Source organism: Cellulophaga tyrosinoxydans, assembly GCF_900176415.1.
GTDB lineage: Bacteria > Bacteroidota > Bacteroidia > Flavobacteriales > Flavobacteriaceae > Cellulophaga > Cellulophaga tyrosinoxydans.
The window spans coordinates 1,396,413-1,417,485 of the sequence record NZ_FWXO01000001.1; the positions used below are offsets into that span (position 1 = coordinate 1,396,413).

Sequence of the window (21,073 nt, forward strand, 5' to 3'; positions counted from 1 at the left end):
ATGAAAAAAATAGTAGTCTTCCTTATTTTAATTACAATTACAGCATGTATGAATAACAAAAAGCTATTGGTTATTGGCCATAGAGGTGCTATGGGACATGAAACAGAAAACACAATTCCATCTATAAAAAAGGCATTAGAATTAAATGTTGACATGATAGAGATTGATGTTTTTAAAATTGCTACTGGTGAAATTGTAGTTTTTCATGATGATACTGTAGAAAGGCTAACCAACGGTGATGGGAATATTGAAGATTATACTTGGGAAGAATTGCAAAAACTGAATGTTACAGGGGGTCATAAAATTCCATTATTAACAGATGTTATTGAGGTGATTAATAGAAAAGTCCCTTTGAATATAGAATTGAAAGGAGCAGGGACTGCTAAAGATGTAAATGCGATACTCAAGAATTATATTGATGAAAAGGGGTGGAAGTTACAAGATTTTTTAATCTCTAGTTTCAATTGGGATGAGTTAAAAATCATGCGCGAAAGTAATGCGAAAATTGATATAGCCGTGCTTATAGAAAATGAGGATCCCTTAGAGGCATTGCCTTTAGCAAAAGAACTTCATGCCGTTGCGATTAATCCAGATTTTGAAAAGTTGAATTTAGAGAATGCAAATCGGATAAGGGAGGCAGGATTTAAAATTTTTCCATGGACCGTTAATGAAGAACAAGCGATACTTGAAATGAAAAGGATTGGTGTTGATGGTATATTTACCAATTACCCAGAACGCATAAAATAATGTTTGATATACTTATTGTTGGTGGCGGTGCTGCTGGATTTTATGCTGCCATTCATGCAGCCGAGGCGAATCCAAAATTAAAAATTGCCATTTTAGAACGAGGAAAAGAAGTTTTAACTAAAGTTAAAGTTTCTGGTGGTGGTCGTTGTAATGTAACGCATGCAGAGTTTGATCCAAATGAATTGGTAAAAAGCTATCCAAGGGGAGAAAAAGAGCTCAAAGGGCCATTTCATACGTATTGTAGCGGAGATACTATTTCATTTTTTGAAAATCGAGGAATAGCTTTAAAAATAGAGGAAGATGGTCGCATGTTTCCGGAAAGTAATACCTCAAAAACCATAATAGATTGTTTTGTAACCGAAGCTGAACGTTTAGGGGTAAAACTTCTTCGAAATAGCTCTGTAATAGCGATAGAGCCTATTGCCATATTAGAAGAGCAACCGTTTGATGGATGGATGGTTGAGTCTATTCAAAAAAAGTACTACGCAAAAAAAATCTTAGTAGCAACAGGTAGCAATCCCAAGGTTTGGAAATTAATGGAAAAGCTTGGTCATACTATTATAACGCCTGTTCCTTCATTATTTACTTTTAATATAAAAGATCCCAGAATAGAAGGCATTCCTGGTGTGAGCACTTATGCAACGGTAGAAGTTTTAGAAAAAATTCTGCCTAATAAGGTTACAATAAATCTAAAGAGCAAGGAAGCTGCAAAGGCTTTGTTGTTTTCAGATGGGCCATTACTAATTACCCATTGGGGTATGAGTGGTCCAGCCATTTTAAAATTGTCAGCATGGGGTGCTCGAGAGTTACATGATTGGAATTATAAATTTGTAATAAGAGTTAATTGGTTGCCAGAATATCATGAAGAGGGGATGCTCTTGCTTTTAATGCAAATAAAAGATGTGGAAGCTAAAAAAACTGTTTTGCGTACAAATGCTGTTGACGTTCCACGACGTTTATGGGTTAATTTAGTTAAGGCTTCTGGAATTGATGAAACTATAAAATGGGGAGACATAACAAAGATTCAGCTTCAAAATTTAGCGAAAGAATTAACTGCTGGAGAGTATTTTGTTGATGGCAAAAGTACTTTTAAAGAAGAATTTGTAACTGCAGGCGGCATAGATTTAAAAGAAATAAACTTTAAAACCTATGAAAGTAAAATTGCAAAAAACTTATTTTTTGCTGGCGAAGTGATAAATGTAGATGCGATTACTGGTGGTTTTAATTTTCAAAATGCATGGACAAGTGCCTATATTGCCGCGCAAGCTATTGCGAAAGTATAAGCATAAGTCCACCGGCTAAGCAAGCTCCTATAATTGGCCCTACAATTGGTATCCAGCTATAGCCCCAATCATTTACTTTTCCTTTAATTGGCAATAAGGCATGCATAATTCTGGGTCCCAAATCTCTTGCCGGATTTATAGCATATCCGGTAGTTCCACCTAGTGCTAGCCCAATTACCCAAACTAAAATTGCGACAGGTAGTGCGCCTAAAGAACCTAACCCAATTGTGGTTTCAGGTTCAGTTAATGTGGCATCTGTAAAGTATAAAACCACAAATACTAAAACAAAAGTTCCTATGGCTTCGCTAAACAAGTTAGATTTTACATTTCTAATAGCAGGAGAAGTGCAAAATATTGCTCTTTTGGCTTCTGGATCTTCGGTAATATCAAAATGATCTTTGTAAAACAGCCAAACGGTTGTAGCACCTAGCATGGCACCTATAAATTGTGCTAATACATACATTGGGATTAAACCCCATTCAAATTTGCCAGCTACAGCCAAACCAATACTTACTGCTGGGTTTAAGTGGGCGCCACTATAAGGACCTGCAACCACCACACCAACGAATACCGCTAGTCCCCAAGCTGTTGTAATGACCATCCATCCTGGATCATTAGATTTTGTTTTCTCTAAGACAACATTGGCAACAACGCCACCGCCTAAGAGAATTAATAAAAAAGTACCAATAATTTCTGCTGTAAATGCCGTCATGGTTTGTCTTATTTTTAATTGTTAGACCAATATTCTAAAGCTTTTATAGCTTTGTACCAACCTTTAATTTCCTGTTCTATTTTCTTTCTTTCTGTATTGGGTTTAAAATGTGTGTCTGCTTGCCAAATTTCCTGTATTTCTTCGGTATTTTTCCAGTATCCAACAGCTAACCCTGCAAGATATGCTGCACCCATAACGGTTGTTTCTATAATTTTCGGCCGTACGGTTTCCGTATTTAACACATCAGATTGAAATTGCATGAGCATATTATTTACTGTCGCCCCACCATCAACTCTTAGTTCTTTAATAGAAATACTTGAGTCGGCTTCCATTGCTTTTAATATATCCATGGTTTGATAGGCAATAGATTCTACCGCTGCTCGCGCAATATGTGCATCAGTGCTACCTCGGGTTAATCCAAAAATAGTCCCTTGTGCATTTTGATTCCAATGTGGAGCTCCTAATCCTGCAAAGGCAGGAACAAAATAAACGCCTTCAGAACTGTCAACTGAACTGGCTAAATCCTCAATATCTGACGATTTTTTAATGATTTTTAAACTATCTCTTAACCATTGGACTACTGCGCCTGCAATAAAAACACTACCTTCAAGAGCATAATGCGTTTCATTGTTGATTTGCCATGCAACTGTAGTTAATAAATTGTTTTTAGAAACTATTGGTTTTTTACCAATATTCATAAGCATAAAACAACCTGTGCCATAGGTATTTTTAACCATCCCTTTTTTAGTACACATTTGCCCAAACAATGCAGCTTGTTGATCACCGGCAATGCCAGAAATAGGTATTTTTACTGCAAAAAAATTGGGACTTGTATGTCCATAAACTTCACTAGATTGTTTTACTGTTGGCAGCATACTTTTTGGAATAGTCATTAATTCTAAAAGTTCATTATCCCATTCCAGCGAATTTATATTGTATAATAAAGTGCGTGAGGCATTGGTAACATCTGTTATGTGTAAGGCACCTTTAGTCATATTCCAAATAAGCCAACTATCTATAGTACCTAAAATAAGTTCTCCGTCTTCTGCGCGTTTTCTTGCACCTTCCACATTATCTAAAATCCATTTTACTTTAGTACCGGAAAAATAAGAGTCAATAACAAGTCCTGTTTTTTCCCTTATTAATTGTTCTTTGCCTTGCTTTTTAAGTTGATTACAAAATTCTGATGTTCTTTTGTCTTGCCAAACTATAGCATTATACACAGGTATTCCTGTTTTTTTGTCCCAAACCACTACGGTTTCTCTTTGATTTGTGATGCCTATTGAAGCAATATTTGTCCCATTCAGCCCTTTTCTTGTCGTTGCTTCTGCTGCCATACCGGCTTGTGTAGACCAAATTTCTATAGGGTCGTGTTCCACCCAACCTGGTTTGGGAAAATACTGTTTAAATTCTTTTTGTGCGCTTGAAACAATGGTACCTTTTTTATCGATTATAAGTGCCCGACAGCTTGTGGTGCCTTGATCTAATGCTAAAATATATTTTTCCATAAACAAGAAATTAGTGCTTCACTTGGTTAAGATACTAAAATATAATTAGCATATTCATAGAATAATACCTTGGAGATATTCTATTTTGTTGTACTATTAATAAGCAAATCGATTCATAAAAATGAAGACTTATATTTTACTTTTGAGAGGAATAAATGTTTCTGGGCATAATAAAATCAAGATGGCAGATTTAAAATATATGTTGGAGAATATAGGTCTGGAAAGTATAAAAACGTATATACAAAGTGGTAATGTTGTTTTTAATTCGGGAGAACAAGATCCTAACATTTTAGAACAGAAGGTGCATTCGGCAATTTATAACGAGTTTGGATTTGAGGTTCCAGTACTTATTTTAGAATCAAATAGTTTTATGGCAATTATAGATAAATCTCCTTGGGACGAAAATGAAGATTTCGAAGAAAATAAATGTTATTTTGTGTTATTAAAAAGCACGCCAAAAATAGAATTAATACTGCTTCTGGAAGCAGAAAAATTTAGTAATGAAGTGTTTAGTATCACTAAAAAATGTGTGTACTTAAAGTGTAATAATGGTTATGGGAAAGCCAAGTGTAACAACAATTTTTTTGAAGGAAAATTAAAAGTGCAAGCAACTACTCGTAATTATAAAACCATGATGAAACTATTAGATATGGCTAAAACTAACTAATTAAGTTCCCAAATTTTATAGTTTAGAACAGTGGCAAAACATACCCAGAGTAAATAAGGTACTAATAAATAGGCTGCTGTTTTATTTACCACTTTAAACCATCGAATGGTTAAAACAATTAAGACAAGTAAAGTAATAATTACCATAAATGCCCAAAAAGGCTCTTTTAATCCAAAAAATACAATGCTCCAAAGGGCATTAAACAATAATTGAAAAATAAAATGGTATAAGGCTGTTTTGACCCATATATGATGAAAACCTTTGGACCACACAATGCCTGCAGAAACACCCATCATTATATATAATAGAGTCCAAACAGGGGCGAAAATTTCATTAGGTGGGTTAAAGCTTGGTTTTTCTAATGCTACATACCAATCTGCTATCGATGATTTTGTAGCAAAGCCTGATAAAAAGCCAATGACCAAACATGCGGCAACCGCAATTCCAATGTAGTATAGTTGTTTTTTCAAAATAGTTGGTGTAATACCCCTAAATTAGTGATTTAATTTAATTGTCATTAACACAAATGCACTTAAAAACTATCTTTGTTGTAAAATTAAACTTAAATGATTGAAAAAGACTTTATTCCTTCTGCTTACGAATTAAAAATTACCGAAGGTAAAGTAAGCTATAAATCCCCAAGTAACATAGCTTTAGTGAAGTATTGGGGTAAAAAAGAAAATCAATTACCCCAAAACCCGTCCATAAGTTTTACTTTGGATGCATGCGCAACAACAACGCAAGTTTTTTACAATAAATTACCTAAACCTAGTGATGATTTCTCTTTTGAATTATGGTTTGAAGGAAAGACCAAAGATGATTTTAAACCAAAAATTAAAACTTTTCTATCTAGAATAGAATCTTATTTACCGTTTTTAAAAGAATATCATTTTAAAATTGAAACCTCAAATTCATTTCCACATAGCAGTGGTATTGCATCATCTGCAAGCGGAATGTCTGCCCTAGCTCTGTGTTTGGTAGCTATAGAAAGACAATTAAATCCGGATATTTCGGATTCGTTTTTTCTTAAAAAAGCATCTTTTTTATCTCGATTAGGCTCCGGCAGTGCTTGTAGAAGTATCGAAGGTGATATTGTGCAATGGGGAAATCATAAAAACACAAAAGGTAGTACAGATTTATATGGGATAAAATATCCATATGAAGTTCATGATAATTTTAAGAATTATTACGATACTATTCTATTGGTAGATAAAGGTCAAAAACAAGTAAGCAGTACTGTAGGTCATAATTTAATGCATGATCATCCATTTGCAGTACAGCGATTTTCACAGGCACATGACAATCTTGATAAACTCATCACGATATTTAAAAATGGAGATTTAAAAGAATTTATTAAAATAGTAGAGAGCGAAGCATTAACGCTGCATGCTATGATGATGACAAGTATGCCATATTTTATATTAATGAAGCCTAATACTTTAGAGATTATAAATAAAATATGGGAGTTTAGAGAAGTGTCTAAAACTAATGTATGCTTTACCCTTGATGCAGGAGCAAATGTTCATGTGCTTTATCCGGAAAATGAAAAAGATGTTGTTTTCCAATTTATTAAAGATGAGTTAATTGCATATTGTGAAAACCAGCAGTATATTTGTGACCGAATTGGATTTGGTGCAAAAAAACTATAACTTAGAATCATAATACAAGTTTTTAAACGTTAGTTATTATTACCCAATCAGAATTGAATTAAATACATGAAAGGACCATTATTTTACTCAAAAATTCTACTTTTCGGAGAATACGGAATTATTAAAGATTCTAAAGGGTTATCTATACCTTATAATTTTTTTAGAGGTGCTTTAAAAACTGATGGAAAATCTTCGGAAAAGGCAATTAAATCTAACAAAAGTCTAGAGGCATTTGCTGATTATTTAGAGGAAATGACTGCAAAGAATCCAAACCTTGTTAGCTTTGACTTTAAATCCTTAAAAAAAGATATTTCTAAGGGAATGTATTTTGATAGTTCTATTCCACAAGGGTATGGCGTAGGAAGTAGTGGGGCTTTAGTGGCAGCTATTTACCATAAATATGCTTTTGATAAAATAACAGTTTTAGAGAATTTAACAAGGGAAAAACTATTAACCTTGAAGACGATTTTTGGTCACATGGAATCTTTTTTTCATGGCAAATCTTCTGGTTTAGATCCTTTAAATAGTTATTTAAGTTTGCCAATATTAATTAATTCTAAAGATAATATTGAGTCTACGAGTATACCATCTCAAAACTTAGAAGGTAAAGGTGCCGTATTTTTATTAGATAGCGGTATTATTGGAGAAACAGCTCCTATGGTTCAGATTTTTATGGAACAAATGAAAAATAAAGGGTTCCGTACCATGATAAAAGATCAATTTATTAAGCATACCGATGCTTGTGTTGAAGATTTTGTTAGTGGTAACATAAAATCGCTCTTCGGAAATTTAAAACAATTGTCTAATGTTGTTTTAGACAACTTTAAACCAATGATTCCTGCCGAATTTCATAAAATTTGGAAACATGGAATCGATACCAACGAGTATTACTTAAAATTGTGTGGCTCTGGTGGAGGAGGTTATATACTAGGGTTTACAGAAGATTTTGAAAAGGCCAAAAACTCACTTAAAGGCCATAAATTAGAAGTGGTTTACAACTTCTAAATATTATTAAATGCTTAATAGAAAAAACAAGCTCCTACTTTTAAAGTTATTGAGTCTGTTTTCCGTTGTTCGTGGTTACAATATATTGGTTATTGTAATTGCACAATATCTTGCATCTATCTATATTTTATCACCCAATTTACCATTAAGAAAAGTTGTTTTCGATATTAATTTATTCTTGATTGTTTTGGCCTCGGCAATGGTTATTGCTGGAGGGTATATAATTAATAATTTTTATGATGCCGAGAAAGATCTAATTAATAAGCCCCATAAAACCATGCTTGACCGCTTGGTAAGTCAACGGTTTAAATTAAGCGCCTATTTTATCTTAAATTTTTTATCGGCCTTAGTTGCTAGTTACGTTTCGTTTAAAGCTGTGCTGTTTTTTTCTTCTTATATTTTTGGTATCTGGTTTTATTCACACAAACTTAAAAAAGTTCCATTTATAGGTAATTTTGTTTCATCAACCTTAGCGATAGCTCCCTTTTTTGTTGTTTTTGTCTATTACAGGAATTTTGAAACTGTAATATTTGTACACGCAATGTTTCTGTTTTTGTTGATTTTAGCACGTGAAATGATTAAAGATCTAGAGAATATAGCAGGCGATATAGCTCAAAATTATAAAACCATACCAATTATTTTTGGAGAAAAAGTCGCAAAAACTCTGATAGGAATATTAATTCTATTAACGCTTATTCCCTCACTTTTATTAATATTAAAATTTGATGTTGGGTATATGTATTTATACTTTATCGGATGTATATTTTTATTACTGCTATTTCTTGTTTTGCTATTTAGATCAGATTCTAAAAGGCATTATGTGCTATTGCACAATATTTTAAAATTAATAATTATAGCAGGAGTATTTAGTATCTTGTTAATTAACCTAGATGTAGTTTTAAACCGAATATTATAAATGGATAATTTACTTAAAGTAGTATTGGCCCAAATAGCTCCTGTATGGTTAAATAGAGAAGCTACAATTGAGAAAATTAAAAATGCCATAGAGGAAGCAGCCCTTGAAAAGGCAGAGTTAATCGTGTTTGGGGAAGCATTACTGCCGGGTTATCCTTTTTGGTTAGCACTTACAGATGGAGCTGAGTGGGATTTAAAAGTGAATAAAGAAATTCACGCACATTATGTTCGCAATGCTATACAAATTGAAGCAGGCGACTTAAATGCTATTTGTGTCTTAGCAAAGAAACATAAAATGGCGATTTATTTAGGAATCATGGAGCGTGCTAAAAATAGAGGAGGGCACAGTATTTATTGCTCTTTAATTTTTATAAACGCTGAGGGTGAAGTAAAATCGGTACATAGAAAATTACAACCTACTTATGATGAACGCTTAACCTGGGCTCAAGGCGATGGAAATGGATTGCAAGTGCATTCTCTAAAGCAGTTTACCGTTGGTGGATTAAACTGTTGGGAAAATTGGATGCCATTACCTAGAGCAGCATTGTATGGTTTGGGCGAAAATTTACATATTGCCGTATGGCCTGGTAGTGAGCATAATACGAAAGACATTACACGATTTATTGCACGTGAATCTCGAAGTTTTGTTATATCAGTTTCATCTTTAATGAAAAAGTCTGATTTTCCTGTAGACACACCTCATCTTAGTAAAATATTAGAAAAATCGCCAGATGTTCTTGCCAATGGAGGCTCATGTATTGCCGGCCCAGATGGAGAATGGATTGTGCAACCGGTACTTAATAAAGAAGGTTTAATTTATCAAACTTTAGATTTTAATAGGGTATATGAAGAACGCCAAAACTTTGATGTGGTAGGTCATTATGCTAGACCAGATGTTACGAAGTTAATTGTTAATAGAGAACGACAATCAACCGTTGAATTTAACGATTGATTTGCTGAATATTAGCATACTTTAATAAAACAAAAGTTATAACTCCAAACATCCAAATTCCTTTACTACCTTTGCCGAAATATTTATAATTATGAGCAGGTCAGATTCTAATAATGACAATAAGGCTTCAGGACGGGGACAAGGAACATTTAGAAAGAAAAGCTATTCTAGAGGAAACTCACCTATTAAAAAAAATACAGAAGTTAGAAAGCCATCTAATCCAAACATACTTAGACTAAATAGGTATGTCGCAAATTCTGGGGTATGTTCTCGTAGAGAGGCAGATATTTTTATTGCTGCAGGTAGTGTAACTGTAAACGGGAAACCAATTACAGAAATGGGGTATAAAGTACAATTAACAGATGAGGTACGTTTTGATGGTCGACTTTTAAATCCTATTAAAAAGGAATATATATTATTAAATAAACCTAAAGATTTTGCTATTTCTTCAAAAGATGGTAGTGGACATAGAACTGCTCTAGGTTTAATATCTAATGCTTCAAAAGCAAAATTACTGCCAGTAGGAAAAATGGATAAGTCTGCAACAGGTTTATTGCTATTCACTAACGATGGTGAGCTAACAGCTAGATTAAATTCTCCTAAAAACGGACTTCGTAAAATATATCAAGTAGAGTTAACTAAGCCTTTAAAAAGTACGGATCTTAAGCGTATTAAAGAAGGTATTGAGGTAGAAGAAAGTATAGTGCGAGTTCAGGATATTAGTTATGTTGAAAATGCACCAAAAAATCAAATTGGTATAGAAATATTTAGTACTAGAAATAATATTGTACGCCGTATTTTTGAGCAATTGGAATATGAGGTGGTAAAATTAGATTTAGTGGTTTATGCAGGTTTAACTAAGAAAGATCTGCCTCGTGGCCATTGGAGACCACTTACAGAACAAGAGGTTATTAATTTAGGAATGATTAAATAAGTAACCAATTCTACACATTCAAAATTAAATCATAATTAACTTTATTGTCGAAATATTACGGTCATGGAGAAATTAAAAATGCTGTTAAGAGAAAAACCATATTTAGTTTTATGGTTTATAGGAGCCATTTTAGCGGTTGGATGTTCGATATCTTATTTTTTTAAAATTGATACAAACTTCTTAGTTACAATTTCGGATATTTATTTAGTAGTTGCACATTCCCATATATTTCTATTGGGTGCGCTGTGGTTTTTACTTTGTGGATTTGGATACTTTATTCTTCTTAAATACCAAATTACACCAGTGTATTCGATGACCAAAATACATTTATTGCTAACCTTATTAAGTTTATTTGGTATTGTAATAGATCAATTTACTAATAATGACGGTTTAGAAACGGTAATTGCTTGGTTGTCTATTATTATATTTTTTTTAGCGCAAACCATATATTTTATAAATATAGTTGTAGCTACGGTTTTCAAAATTAGAATTAAAAATAGTTAATCAATTTTATAGCCTTCACCAAACTGATAACTTAGTACAAATCCATGGGTGTTTCCTATTGGAGAGTCATTTGTGGTTATGTTATAATTATAGATAAATCTAACGCTATCAAAAAGGTATACACCAGCTAATAAATTTACCGAAGAACTAGTTCTATAACCGCCTCCAATCTCGAATTTATTTTTAAAACTTACCGCTAAATTAATATCCGCTTGCAGTGGAGCGCCATCCTCATACTTTAGTAACATATTTGGCTTAATTAATACATCTTGAAATCTGTTATTAAAAAAACGATAGCCAAAATAACCATAAATGGGATTTTCAAGGTTTAAATCGTCTCTGGAGGCTAATGCATCTCCTAGAACATTTGGAGCAGAAAACCCTACATAGAATGACGCATGATTAAATAAAAATCCTAGTCCAATAGTTGGTATGGTTGCGCTTATGTTTTCTGAAAAATTAGGATCATCCATAATACCTAAATCCAATAGATTATCTTGGTATTGCTGTACGCCAGCGGTTATACCAAAAGATAAGACTCCAGGATTGTACAATTGCCAATAAGGCCTATTGTCTTCAAAATCAAAAAATATTTTATATGAATAAGCGCCAAAGAAACTCGTAGAAGTGGTAACGCCAATTTGGTCGCGAATTATTCCAGCTCCAAGACCAACTTTTCCTCTATTTAATTGTCCATGTCCACTTAAAGAAAAACTTCGTGGACTCCCCTCAAAATCATTAAAATACCCTGCATTACTCACAGATAATTCTGTATTAGCGGTAAGTCCGGCGTAAGCAGAATTCAAAATAAAGGGATTATAATTATATTCGGAGAATGTTGGGGTTTGCTGAGCGTAGCATTGAAACATTCCGAGCATTGTAAAGATGATTGTCCCTAAGACAGTGATATTATTTTTTAAATTCATATGATTATCGCTTTAGGACTACGAATCCTTTCATTTTTTTTAAGTTATGTGTTCCAGAAATTTGAATATGGAAAAAGTAGGTGCCATTAGGTAATGTACTTGCGCCAAATCCAGTTAAATTATTGGCTTCTCCTCTAAATACATTATTCTGGTTGTCATAATTAGAAATGTTAAATACTAAATCTCCCCAGCGGTTGTAAATATTTACGGTATTTTCAGGGCTATTTTCTATCCCTTTTATTTCCCAGAAATCATTTATACCATCGCCATTAGGTGAAAAACCGTATTCAGATTCCACAAGTGGCTCTACTTCAGTTGTGAAAGATTCTTGTAAACAACCAATGGCATCACCTTGAGCGTTATAAGGTGTTATAGAAACATAAATACGCGTATCATAGGGCAAATCTGTTGTTAAATTATAGGAAGTCAAAAACCCAACATCTTCATTATTCAAAATATCAGCACCATTCGTTGTAGTTCCAATTGTGATACGATAACCAGTGGCATCTATTACTTCTTCCCAGACTATTGGAGTGTCTACGACAACATTTAAAGCTTCATTACTAGGATTTATTAAGTTTGCGCAGCTACTTGGTATCGTAGGAATGGGACTTACAATTGTAAAACTTTCCGATGTGCACCCCGTGGCAGCACCTGCAGTATTGTAAGGAATGATGGTTACGGTGACCACATCATCATTCTCAAAATCAATCGGCGGATTGTATGTTAAACTGTTCCCGTTATCGAAATTGGCTATGTTATTATTTCCACTAGTTGATGTTATAGAAATAGAGTATCCAGTGGCGTCTGTTACGGCATCCCAAGAAATATTAGCATCTATCGCAATACCAGTTGCATTATTAACAGGATTGTTCAATACCGTACAATTAGGTATCATTGGAGTAGGACTAACAATTGTAAAACTTTCGGAAGTACAACTCGTTGCAGCACCAACTGTATTGTAAGGAATGATGGTTACTGTGACCACATCATCATTCTCAAAGTTAATTGATGGATTGTATGTTAAACTGTTCCCGTTATCGAAATTGGTAATGTTATTATTTCCACTAGTTGATGTTATAGAAATAGTATATCCAGTGGCATCTGGTATTCCATCCCAAGAAATATTAGCATCTACAGCAATACCGGTTGCATTATTAACTGGACTGTTCAATAAGGTACAATTAGGAATTGTTGGTAATGTTTCTGTAGTAAACGTTTCTTCAACACATGAGATAGCATCACCATAAGTATTATATGGAAGTATTGAAACATAAATAACAGTACCTTCAGGTAAATCAGAAGACAAATTATAAGTGGTAGTATTCAATACATCAGTCGTTGCTAAAATATCATTGCCTCCACTTGTAGTGCCAATGGTTAATTTGTATCCGGTAGCTGTTGCCGAAGCATTCCAAGATATATTGGTATCTAAAGCTACATTTGTGGCCATATTAAGGGGTGCTGTTAATGTAGTGCATGTAGGAGGATCAGTATTTGGTGCGGCTCCAGTTCTAAAACTTTCTTCAACGCAACTAGTAGCATCACCAACTTCATTATAAGGTATAATGGTAACATAATGTGTTCTGTTTGGTCGAAGTTCTTCAGTAAAACTAAAGGTTGTAGAATTTGCTACGTCAATATTGTTTACAACCTCAATGCCACCTTGGGTGGTTCCTACAACTACTAAGTATCCGGTTGCATTTGGAACCGCGTTCCAGCTAAGTGTAGTATTTAACGGAACATTGGTTGCGCCATTTAAAGGACTTGTAAGCGTAGTGCATGTTGGCGGAACAGGGATTAATTCTGTTTTAAAACTTTCCTCCACGCAGCTAATAGCATCACCAATTTCATTATAAGGAGTTATAGAAACATAATATGTTGTGTCTTCCGCTAAATCTGCAGCAAAATCATAAAAGGTGTCGTTGCCTGTGTCAAAATTATTAAGGATATCATTACCTCCTGTGGTTGTTCCAACAGTAATTCTATAACCATCGGCGTTAGAAATTGGATTCCAGCTTAAACCAGAGTCAATAGCTACATTCTGACTATTATTCAATGGGGAAATTAAGGTAGTACATTCTGGTGCTGTTGGAGTAGTTGTTGAAGTAATAACAAAGCTCTCTTCTATACAGCTACTGGCAGCTCCTTCGTCATTAAAAGGAGTTATAGTTACATAAACTATTTCATCACCAATAAAATCAGAACTGAATTCATAATATGTTTCATTAACCGTCTCGTTATTTACTATAACTACATTACCAGGTTCTGTGCGAACGGTAAGGTTATAGCCTCGGGCGTATAACGCAGGTTCCCAAGTTAAATTGGTATTTACAGGTACATTGGTTTCACCATTTAAGGGTGATATTAATTGCGTACATTCTGGTATAGGACAATCTAGAATGTCTCCACTTATTATCCATCCGAAATTTGAAATCATGGATTGTCTTTCTTCAAGCGCATCACAATACACCAAACCAACGGCACCTAATGAAATTCCAGAAGAGAGTGTTTGCTCTGACCAACCAATAAGTGTATTGTCATAGTTTTCTCTTGTAAGGGCTGTGTTGTCTAACATGTTTTGCATGTTATTGACTTGACTAACATTCCAACTAGAAAGTTCTTGATCGAATGATGATGCATTTTGAAACATGGAACGCATACTTACCGAACCTAAATCCCAGCGATCTAAAGATTGATTGTAAGCACTTGCGTTTCTAAACATATAATTCATATTTAAAACCCCAGAAACTCGCCAACTATTAATTGTTTCATTAAAAGACGTAGCACCATTAAACATGTTTTCCATAGAAATTACATTTCTAACATTCCAACCGTCAATATTTTGATTAAATGCAGTTGATCCGCTGAACATATCCCTCATGGTTGTAACAGATGCAACATTCCAAGAACTTAAAGGCTGATTATACATTACAGCATTTCTAAACATAGCTTCCATTGTTGTAACAAAAGAAGTATTCCAGTTATTGATATTTTGATTGAAAGCGGCTGCCCCATTGAACATATCTTTCATGGTTAGAACCTCGCCAGTATCCCAGTTACTCAAAGACTGGTTAAACCTATCGGTATCTTTAAACATAGCGTTCATTTGGGTAACAGAACCTACATTCCAATTATTTATGTTTTGATTGAATGCTTCGGCATTCTCAAACATGCTTGGCATTAAAGTAACTGAACTTACATTCCAACTATTTATAGGTTGATTAAATAAAATAGCATCTTTAAACATGGAGCTCATATTGGCAACTGCACTTACATCCCAGTTTTCTAAAGGTTGGTTAAATGCTTGTGCTCTTTGAAACATGCTGGACATGTTTACCACAGAATTTACATCCCAATTATTTAGTGGTTGATTAAAAACTATCGCATTATTAAACATTGATCTTGTGTTCAAGACATTTGTTACATTCCAACTATTTATATTTTGATTAAAGGCTGATGCACTGGAAAACATATATTCCATATTTAAAACCGCAGAAGTATTCCAATTATCTAGGGGTTGGTTAAAACGCGTTGCACTTTGAAACATATAACTCATGTCTGTCACTAAGCTTACATTCCAAGTATTTAAGGGCTGGTTAAAATCTACCGCTCTCCTAAACATCATAGCCATGTTTGTTACCTTACTTACATCCCAATTATCGAGTGGTTGATTAAAAGCCATATCAGTGACAAAGCCATCAAACATTTGGGCCATATTGGTTACATTACTTACATTCCATGAATTTAAGGGCTGATTAAACTCTTCTGCACGTTCAAACATGCTTTCCATGTTTGTTACATTGCTTACATCCCATGAATCTATTGGTTGATTGAAAATATCAGCTTGTTCAAACATGCGGCTCATATCAGTAACACTACTGGTATTCCAAGTATTTAATGGCTGATTAAAGCTGTCAGCTCCAAGGAACATAGCTCTCATATCTTCCACGTTACTTACATCCCAGTTATCAAGTGGTTGATCAAATGCAGTAGCAGCAATGAACAATGCGCCCATATCCGTTACATTGCTTACATCCCAATTGTTTATGTTACCATTAAATAAGGTAGTAGAAGAAAACATACTATTCATTGACGTAACATCGGACAAGTCAGGAATATCTGTTGCATTATATTCCATATTGGAACAATAGTAAAAGGCATCTTCCATAGATTTCCATTGTTGTGTTCCCCATTGATCTATTGAGATAAGTTTTATTCTATCAGAGAAATAGCTATAATAATGCGCAGGGTATGTGCCTATAATAGTAACAGTATATATTCCAGGGGTTAAATAAGTATGTGTAATATCGTTAGTCACGTTATTATCAAATTGATCATCTCCCCAATCTATAGAAAAGTCATAGTCAAAATAACCAGGATAGCCATCATTTAGTTCTAATCTAACTTGTCTGTTGTTAGAAGTCCAAGTATCTGTAATACTAGTGTCAAAAGTTAGTTTAAAGGCATCTGGACTATTCACCCAGCTTGGAATTACAGAAAAGCTTTCTTCAGTACAACCAACTGCAGGTCCATTGGCATTATAAGGCACTATAGTAACAAAAACAGTATCGCCTGGTGTAAGGTCATTAGTAAAATTTACACCTACAACATTACCAACATCTTCGTTGTTATAAATAACTTGAGTTGAACCGCCATTTTCACGACGTACGCTAATGCGGTATCCAGTTGCTCCCGGTACAGCAGCCCATATTAAATTTGCGTTCGAAGGAACATTTAAATCTCCATTTTTTGGGGATACTAGCGATGTACACAGCACAAAATCACAATCAATTATATCGCCAGTAATTGTCCAATTGTAATTATCGATTAAGTTTTGCCTTTCATTTCGACCATCGCAGTAGTATAGGCTAGTTGCGCCAAGGTTAACATTAGTTTTTACAGTCTGTACTCCCCAACCTAATAATGTATTGTCATAGTTGGTTTTTGAAAGAGCAGAGCCAGAAAGCATATTTGTCATATTGGTAATATTTCCAACGTTCCATGTGCTTAAGTTTTGATTAAATGCACTAGCTCCATTAAACATCGTGGACATATTTGTGACTAATGCGGTATTCCAATTACTCAAATTTTGATTGAAGATGGTGTTTAAGGTAAACATACCGCTCGTGTTAGTGACTTTAGCTACATCCCAAGAGTTTAATGGTTGATTAAAAGCTATAGCTCTATTGAACATGTTGCTCATGTTTGTTACATTAGAAACGTTCCAAACGCCAATAGCCTGATTAAATAAAGGGGCATTTTGAAACATTGTATTCATATTAGTAACATTGCTTACATCCCATCCAGTGATATCCTGGTTAAAAACATCGGCATCATTAAACATACCTTGCATATTAGTAACGTTACTTACGTTCCAAGAGCTAAGAGGTTGATTAAAATCACGTGTATCTCTAAACATATAGCTCATGTTTGTTACATTACTCACATCCCAGCCGTCTAGCGGTTGATTGTATATATTGGTCCAATAATAACCATCGAACATACTAGACATATCTGTAACATTGCTCACATTCCAGTTGGTAAGCGGTTGATTAAAACTTCTAGTTCTTTGGAACATACTAGACATATTAGTTACATTGCTTACATTCCAATTATTTAAAGGTTGACTAAAGGCCGAACCAGCAAACATGCCCGACATGTTAGTTACATTACTTACATTCCAATTATTTATAGGCAAATCAAAATCAGAATAGCTAAACATTATTTCCATAGTTGTAACATTACTTACATTCCAACTATTTAAAGGTGAATTAAAAGAGCCAGTACTGTAAAAAGTTCCAGTTAAATCTGTCACATTGCTTATGTCCCAATTATTTATATTTTGATTAAAAGAACTTGCACCGTAAAACATGTATGCCAAAGTGGTTACATTGCTAACATTCCAGTTATCCAAAGGTTCATTATATAGCCCCGCACCTCTAAATGCATGAGACATATCGGTAACCGAAATGGTGTTCCAGCTATCTAGTGGTCTATTAAAAATTCTTGCATTCCAGAAAATACCAGAAATGTTTGTTATGTTACTGATATCCCAATTATTAATAATCCCGTTAAAAGATATCGCACCCTTGAACATATTTTGTAGACTAGTAACTTGCGATAAATCTGGAGAATTAATAGCATCAAAATTCAGGTTTTCGCATCCGTTAAAAGCATCTTCCATACTTTGCCATTGGATAGTTCCCCAATTTAAAATTTCTATTATTTTATTTCTGTCTCCACTATTGTTGAAATAAATGGCAGGAAAATCACCACTAATTCTTACGGTATACGAATTAGGTGTTGCATAAGTATGCGTAATATTACCTGTGACATTAGAATCTGTAGAACCATCTCCCCAGTCAATAGTATAATTGTAGGTGTATGCTGCATTGGTGGGTATGGTAATTTGATTATTTGCCGAAGATCCAGTACTTAATAAAGTAGTATTCCAATTGGTTGTAAATTCTTGAGAAAAGATACTTAAACTAAAAAAGACAAATAAAACGGTGCAAATATTTTTAATCATGGTTCTAGAGGTGTTATAGGCAAACGAGTTTGTGTTTCAAATATGATGATGCACTTGCAATGATGAAATTATTTGTTGTGAATCTTTGATTTACAAAGGTCAACAAGGCAAAACTAGAAGATGTGGGTGTTTTAAAACACCCTGAAAACCGTGAAGATGAGCTTGTTGAATTGGACAGACGGTATAAAAAAATATCGTTTTACGAATGAACAACGTAAAACGATATTAATTAAATATTTAGATATGAGTAGCCGATAGAATTATCGACGAAATAGAAAAATTATTTTAAAATTGCAGGAGCATTATTTATAAAATAGCTTCCATTTTTTTACGAATTTCATTTAAGCATAAATTACCTAAACTACCTTCATGCGTGTGCTTAATGTCACGTTTTGGGGTAAATCTTCCTTCATAAATTTCCATTCCCATTTGCTTATAAGCATCACGGAATGGTATGCCGCCTAAAACTAATTCGTTCAAGGTGTCTACGCTAAACAAATAGTCATATTTTGGATCTTCAAGAATCGTTTCGTTAACACGAACTTCTTTAAGACTAAAGGTTAATATTTCTATACAGGCCTTTAAATCTTGAATAGCGGGTACAATAACTTCTTTCACTAATTGTAAATCTCTATGATACCCACTTGGTAAATTTGTAAGTATTAAAGTTAATTGATTAGGAACTGCTTGAAGTCTATTGCATTTTCCACGAATAAGCTCAAAAACATCAGGGTTTTTTTTGTGTGGCATAATACTAGAACCTGTTGTGAGTTCATCTGGGAAAGAGATAAAATTGAAATTCTGACTCATATATAAACAAATATCCATAGCCATTTTAGAAAGTGTGGCAGCAATACTACTAATACCAAACGCAGCCGCTTTTTCAACTTTACCACGACCCATTTGGGCTGCAACAACATTATATTTAAGATTAGAAAAGCCCATTTCTGTAGTAGTAAATGTCCTATCCACCGGGAATGAACTTCCGTAACCAGCAGCACTCCCTAACGGATTTTGATCGGCAACTTTATATGCAGCATCAATAAAATATAAATCATCTACTAGGCTTTCAGCATAGGCAGAAAACCATAAGCCAAAAGAAGAAGGCATTGCAATTTGTAAATGTGTGTAACCAGGTAATAAAACTGCTTTGTATTTATCAGCAAGATTTAATAATAAATCGAATAAGATTTTAGTTTCAGATTTAATTTCAGCCAATTCATTTTTTAAATACAAATGCATGGCAACTAAAACTTGATCATTTCGTGAACGTGCTGTATGTATTTTTTTACCTGTATCTCCTAATTTTTCAGTAAGAATATATTCAATTTTGGAATGCATATCTTCAAAAGAATCTTCAATTACAAATTCTCCTTTTTGAATACTCTTTTCAATATGGTTAAGCTCTTTAATTAAATCATCGGTTTCATTTTGAGTTAACAAACCAATTTTACCTAACATTTTCGCGTGAGCTTTCGAAGCAATAACGTCGTATTTTGCCAGATGTAAATCTAATTCACGATCATTACCAACCGTAAAATGATCTATTTTTTTATCTGTGCTAAATCCTTTATCCCAAAGTTTCATATTTCTAGTATTACGTAGTTAGTATTAAGTAGTAAGTATTGATATTATGTAATTTTTTTCTCAATACTAATACCTCAATACTCTATTCTATTTTAAAAATCCCTCTAATATTTTAATATATAAATCGATGCCTTCTTCAATTTCTTGTACATAAATATACTCATCTGCAGAATGCGAACGTGTGCTATCACCAGGTCCTAGTTTTAAAGACTGGCAAGTCAATGCAGCTTGGTCCGATAGGGTAGGTGAACCATAAGTTTCTCTCCCTAAAGCAATACCTGATTGTACTAATGCATGGTTTTTATCAATTTTTGAGGAATTTAGTTTCAATCCTCTTTCTTGCATTATACAGGGAGCTTCCGCTTTTAAAAGGGTAGCAATTTCTAAGTTTGTATAGCAGTCATTTACGCGAACATCTATCACCAAATCTACTTGAGAAGGTACAACATTATGCTGACTACCTGCATTTATTTGTGTCACCGTCATTTTAACTTCTCCTAATGCTTCTGATGATTTATCAAAAGTATACTTCTTAAACCATTCTAAAACTGGTATGGTATTGTAAATGGCATTATCAGTATTTGGATGCGCCGCGTGTGATGGTGTGCCTTTAACTATGGCGTCAAAAACAATTAAACCTTTTTCTGCAATTGCTAAATTCATTAAAGTAGGTTCTCCTACAATAGCCACATCAAAAGAAGGGAGTGAAGGTAAGAGACCTCTAAGGCTATTTTCTCCAGCACTCTCTTCTTCAGCCGAAGCAACCATTAGTAAATTATGACTTAGATTTTCTGATGCGTAAAAATGTGAAAATGTAGCCAATAAAGAAACCAAACACCCGCCTGCATCATTACTGCCTAAACCATACAATTTTCCATCTTCTACATGTGCATTAAATGGTTCTTTGGTATAAGCTTGATTTGGTTTTACCGTATCATGATGCGAATTTAATAGTAGGGTTGGTTTCGAATCATCCCAATATTTATTTTTTGCATACACATTGTTATGGTCTCTCGTAAAAGGAATTCCAAATGATGTAAACCAATCTTGGATAGCTTCTGCAGTTTTATCCTCTTCACCAGAAAAAGATGGTATACTTATAAGTTGCTTCAATAACGCAATGGCTTTTTCAGTAAGTTGTTTTTGAGTCAT

The 21,073-nt window shown here is 33.9% G+C and carries 16 protein-coding genes; 9 read left to right on the forward strand and 7 right to left on the reverse strand.

What is annotated here, in order from left to right:
* Positions 1-747 carry a glycerophosphodiester phosphodiesterase gene (locus tag B8963_RS06280; RefSeq protein ID WP_084060541.1) on the forward strand — a complete coding sequence of 249 codons (747 nt, stop codon included), beginning with the start codon at positions 1-3 and terminating at the stop codon, positions 745-747.
* Positions 747-2,030, forward strand: coding sequence for a BaiN/RdsA family NAD(P)/FAD-dependent oxidoreductase (locus B8963_RS06285; RefSeq protein ID WP_084060542.1), 1,284 nt, complete (start codon positions 747-749; stop codon positions 2,028-2,030). The genes B8963_RS06280 and B8963_RS06285 overlap by 1 nt, the downstream gene beginning before the upstream one ends.
* Here the strand turns inward: B8963_RS06285 and B8963_RS06290 are convergent.
* Both B8963_RS06290 and glpK read right to left on the reverse strand, forming a co-directional pair.
* Positions 2,014-2,742, reverse strand: a complete 729-nt coding sequence (locus B8963_RS06290; protein ID WP_084060543.1) for an MIP/aquaporin family protein — start codon at positions 2,740-2,742, stop codon at positions 2,014-2,016. The two genes, B8963_RS06285 and B8963_RS06290, sit on opposite strands and share 17 nt — an antisense overlap.
* Before the next feature lie 14 nt (positions 2,743-2,756).
* A complete protein-coding gene (glpK, locus tag B8963_RS06295; protein WP_084060544.1) occupies positions 2,757-4,250 on the reverse strand; it encodes a glycerol kinase GlpK in 1,494 nt (497 codons plus the stop codon).
* A 121-nt stretch (positions 4,251-4,371) separates the two neighbouring features.
* Between glpK and B8963_RS06300 the strand changes: the two genes are divergently transcribed.
* Positions 4,372-4,917: a DUF1697 domain-containing protein gene (locus tag B8963_RS06300; RefSeq protein WP_084060545.1), complete on the forward strand. Its 546-nt coding sequence runs from the start codon at positions 4,372-4,374 to the stop codon at positions 4,915-4,917.
* Here B8963_RS06300 and B8963_RS06305 read toward each other — a convergent pair.
* Positions 4,914-5,387: a TspO/MBR family protein gene (locus B8963_RS06305; protein ID WP_084060546.1), complete on the reverse strand. Its 474-nt coding sequence runs from the start codon at positions 5,385-5,387 to the stop codon at positions 4,914-4,916. The genes B8963_RS06300 and B8963_RS06305 overlap by 4 nt on opposite strands.
* A 96-nt stretch (positions 5,388-5,483) precedes the next feature.
* Between B8963_RS06305 and B8963_RS06310 the strand changes: the two genes are divergently transcribed.
* From B8963_RS06310 to B8963_RS06335, 6 genes are all read left to right on the forward strand, one after another.
* Positions 5,484-6,566: a diphosphomevalonate decarboxylase gene (locus tag B8963_RS06310; RefSeq protein WP_084060547.1), complete on the forward strand. Its 1,083-nt coding sequence runs from the start codon at positions 5,484-5,486 to the stop codon at positions 6,564-6,566.
* Between the two features lie 66 nt (positions 6,567-6,632).
* Entirely contained in the window at positions 6,633-7,571 is a 939-nt protein-coding gene (locus B8963_RS06315) for a mevalonate kinase family protein (protein ID WP_084060548.1), read from the forward strand.
* A 10-nt stretch (positions 7,572-7,581) separates the two neighbouring features.
* Positions 7,582-8,487 (forward strand): geranylgeranylglycerol-phosphate geranylgeranyltransferase, encoded by a 906-nt coding sequence (locus B8963_RS06320; RefSeq protein WP_084060549.1) that lies wholly within the window; start codon positions 7,582-7,584, stop codon positions 8,485-8,487.
* Positions 8,488-9,438 (forward strand): carbon-nitrogen hydrolase family protein, encoded by a 951-nt coding sequence (locus B8963_RS06325; RefSeq protein ID WP_084060550.1) that lies wholly within the window; start codon positions 8,488-8,490, stop codon positions 9,436-9,438. It begins immediately after the preceding gene.
* Between the two features lie 91 nt (positions 9,439-9,529).
* Positions 9,530-10,372 (forward strand): pseudouridine synthase, encoded by an 843-nt coding sequence (locus B8963_RS06330; RefSeq protein WP_084060551.1) that lies wholly within the window; start codon positions 9,530-9,532, stop codon positions 10,370-10,372.
* 63 nt (positions 10,373-10,435) lie between these two features.
* Positions 10,436-10,876: a hypothetical protein gene (locus B8963_RS06335; RefSeq protein WP_084060552.1), complete on the forward strand. Its 441-nt coding sequence runs from the start codon at positions 10,436-10,438 to the stop codon at positions 10,874-10,876.
* Here the strand turns inward: B8963_RS06335 and B8963_RS06340 are convergent.
* The 4 genes from B8963_RS06340 to B8963_RS06355 all read right to left on the reverse strand — a co-directional run bounded on the left by B8963_RS06340 (position 10,873) and on the right by B8963_RS06355 (position 21,073).
* Complete coding sequence (locus B8963_RS06340) at positions 10,873-11,802, reverse strand: PorP/SprF family type IX secretion system membrane protein (RefSeq protein ID WP_084060553.1); 930 nt, start codon at positions 11,800-11,802, stop codon at positions 10,873-10,875. The two genes, B8963_RS06335 and B8963_RS06340, sit on opposite strands and share 4 nt — an antisense overlap.
* 4 nt (positions 11,803-11,806) lie before the next feature.
* On the reverse strand, positions 11,807-18,334 hold the full coding sequence (locus B8963_RS06345) for a BspA family leucine-rich repeat surface protein (RefSeq protein ID WP_084060554.1): 6,528 nt from the start codon (positions 18,332-18,334) through the stop codon (positions 11,807-11,809).
* Between the two features lie 306 nt (positions 18,335-18,640).
* On the reverse strand, positions 18,641-19,921 hold the full coding sequence (gene argH, locus B8963_RS06350; RefSeq protein WP_084060555.1) for an argininosuccinate lyase: 1,281 nt from the start codon (positions 19,919-19,921) through the stop codon (positions 18,641-18,643).
* An 87-nt stretch (positions 19,922-20,008) separates the two neighbouring features.
* On the reverse strand, positions 20,009-21,073 hold the full coding sequence (locus B8963_RS06355; RefSeq protein ID WP_084060556.1) for a M20 family metallo-hydrolase: 1,065 nt from the start codon (positions 21,071-21,073) through the stop codon (positions 20,009-20,011).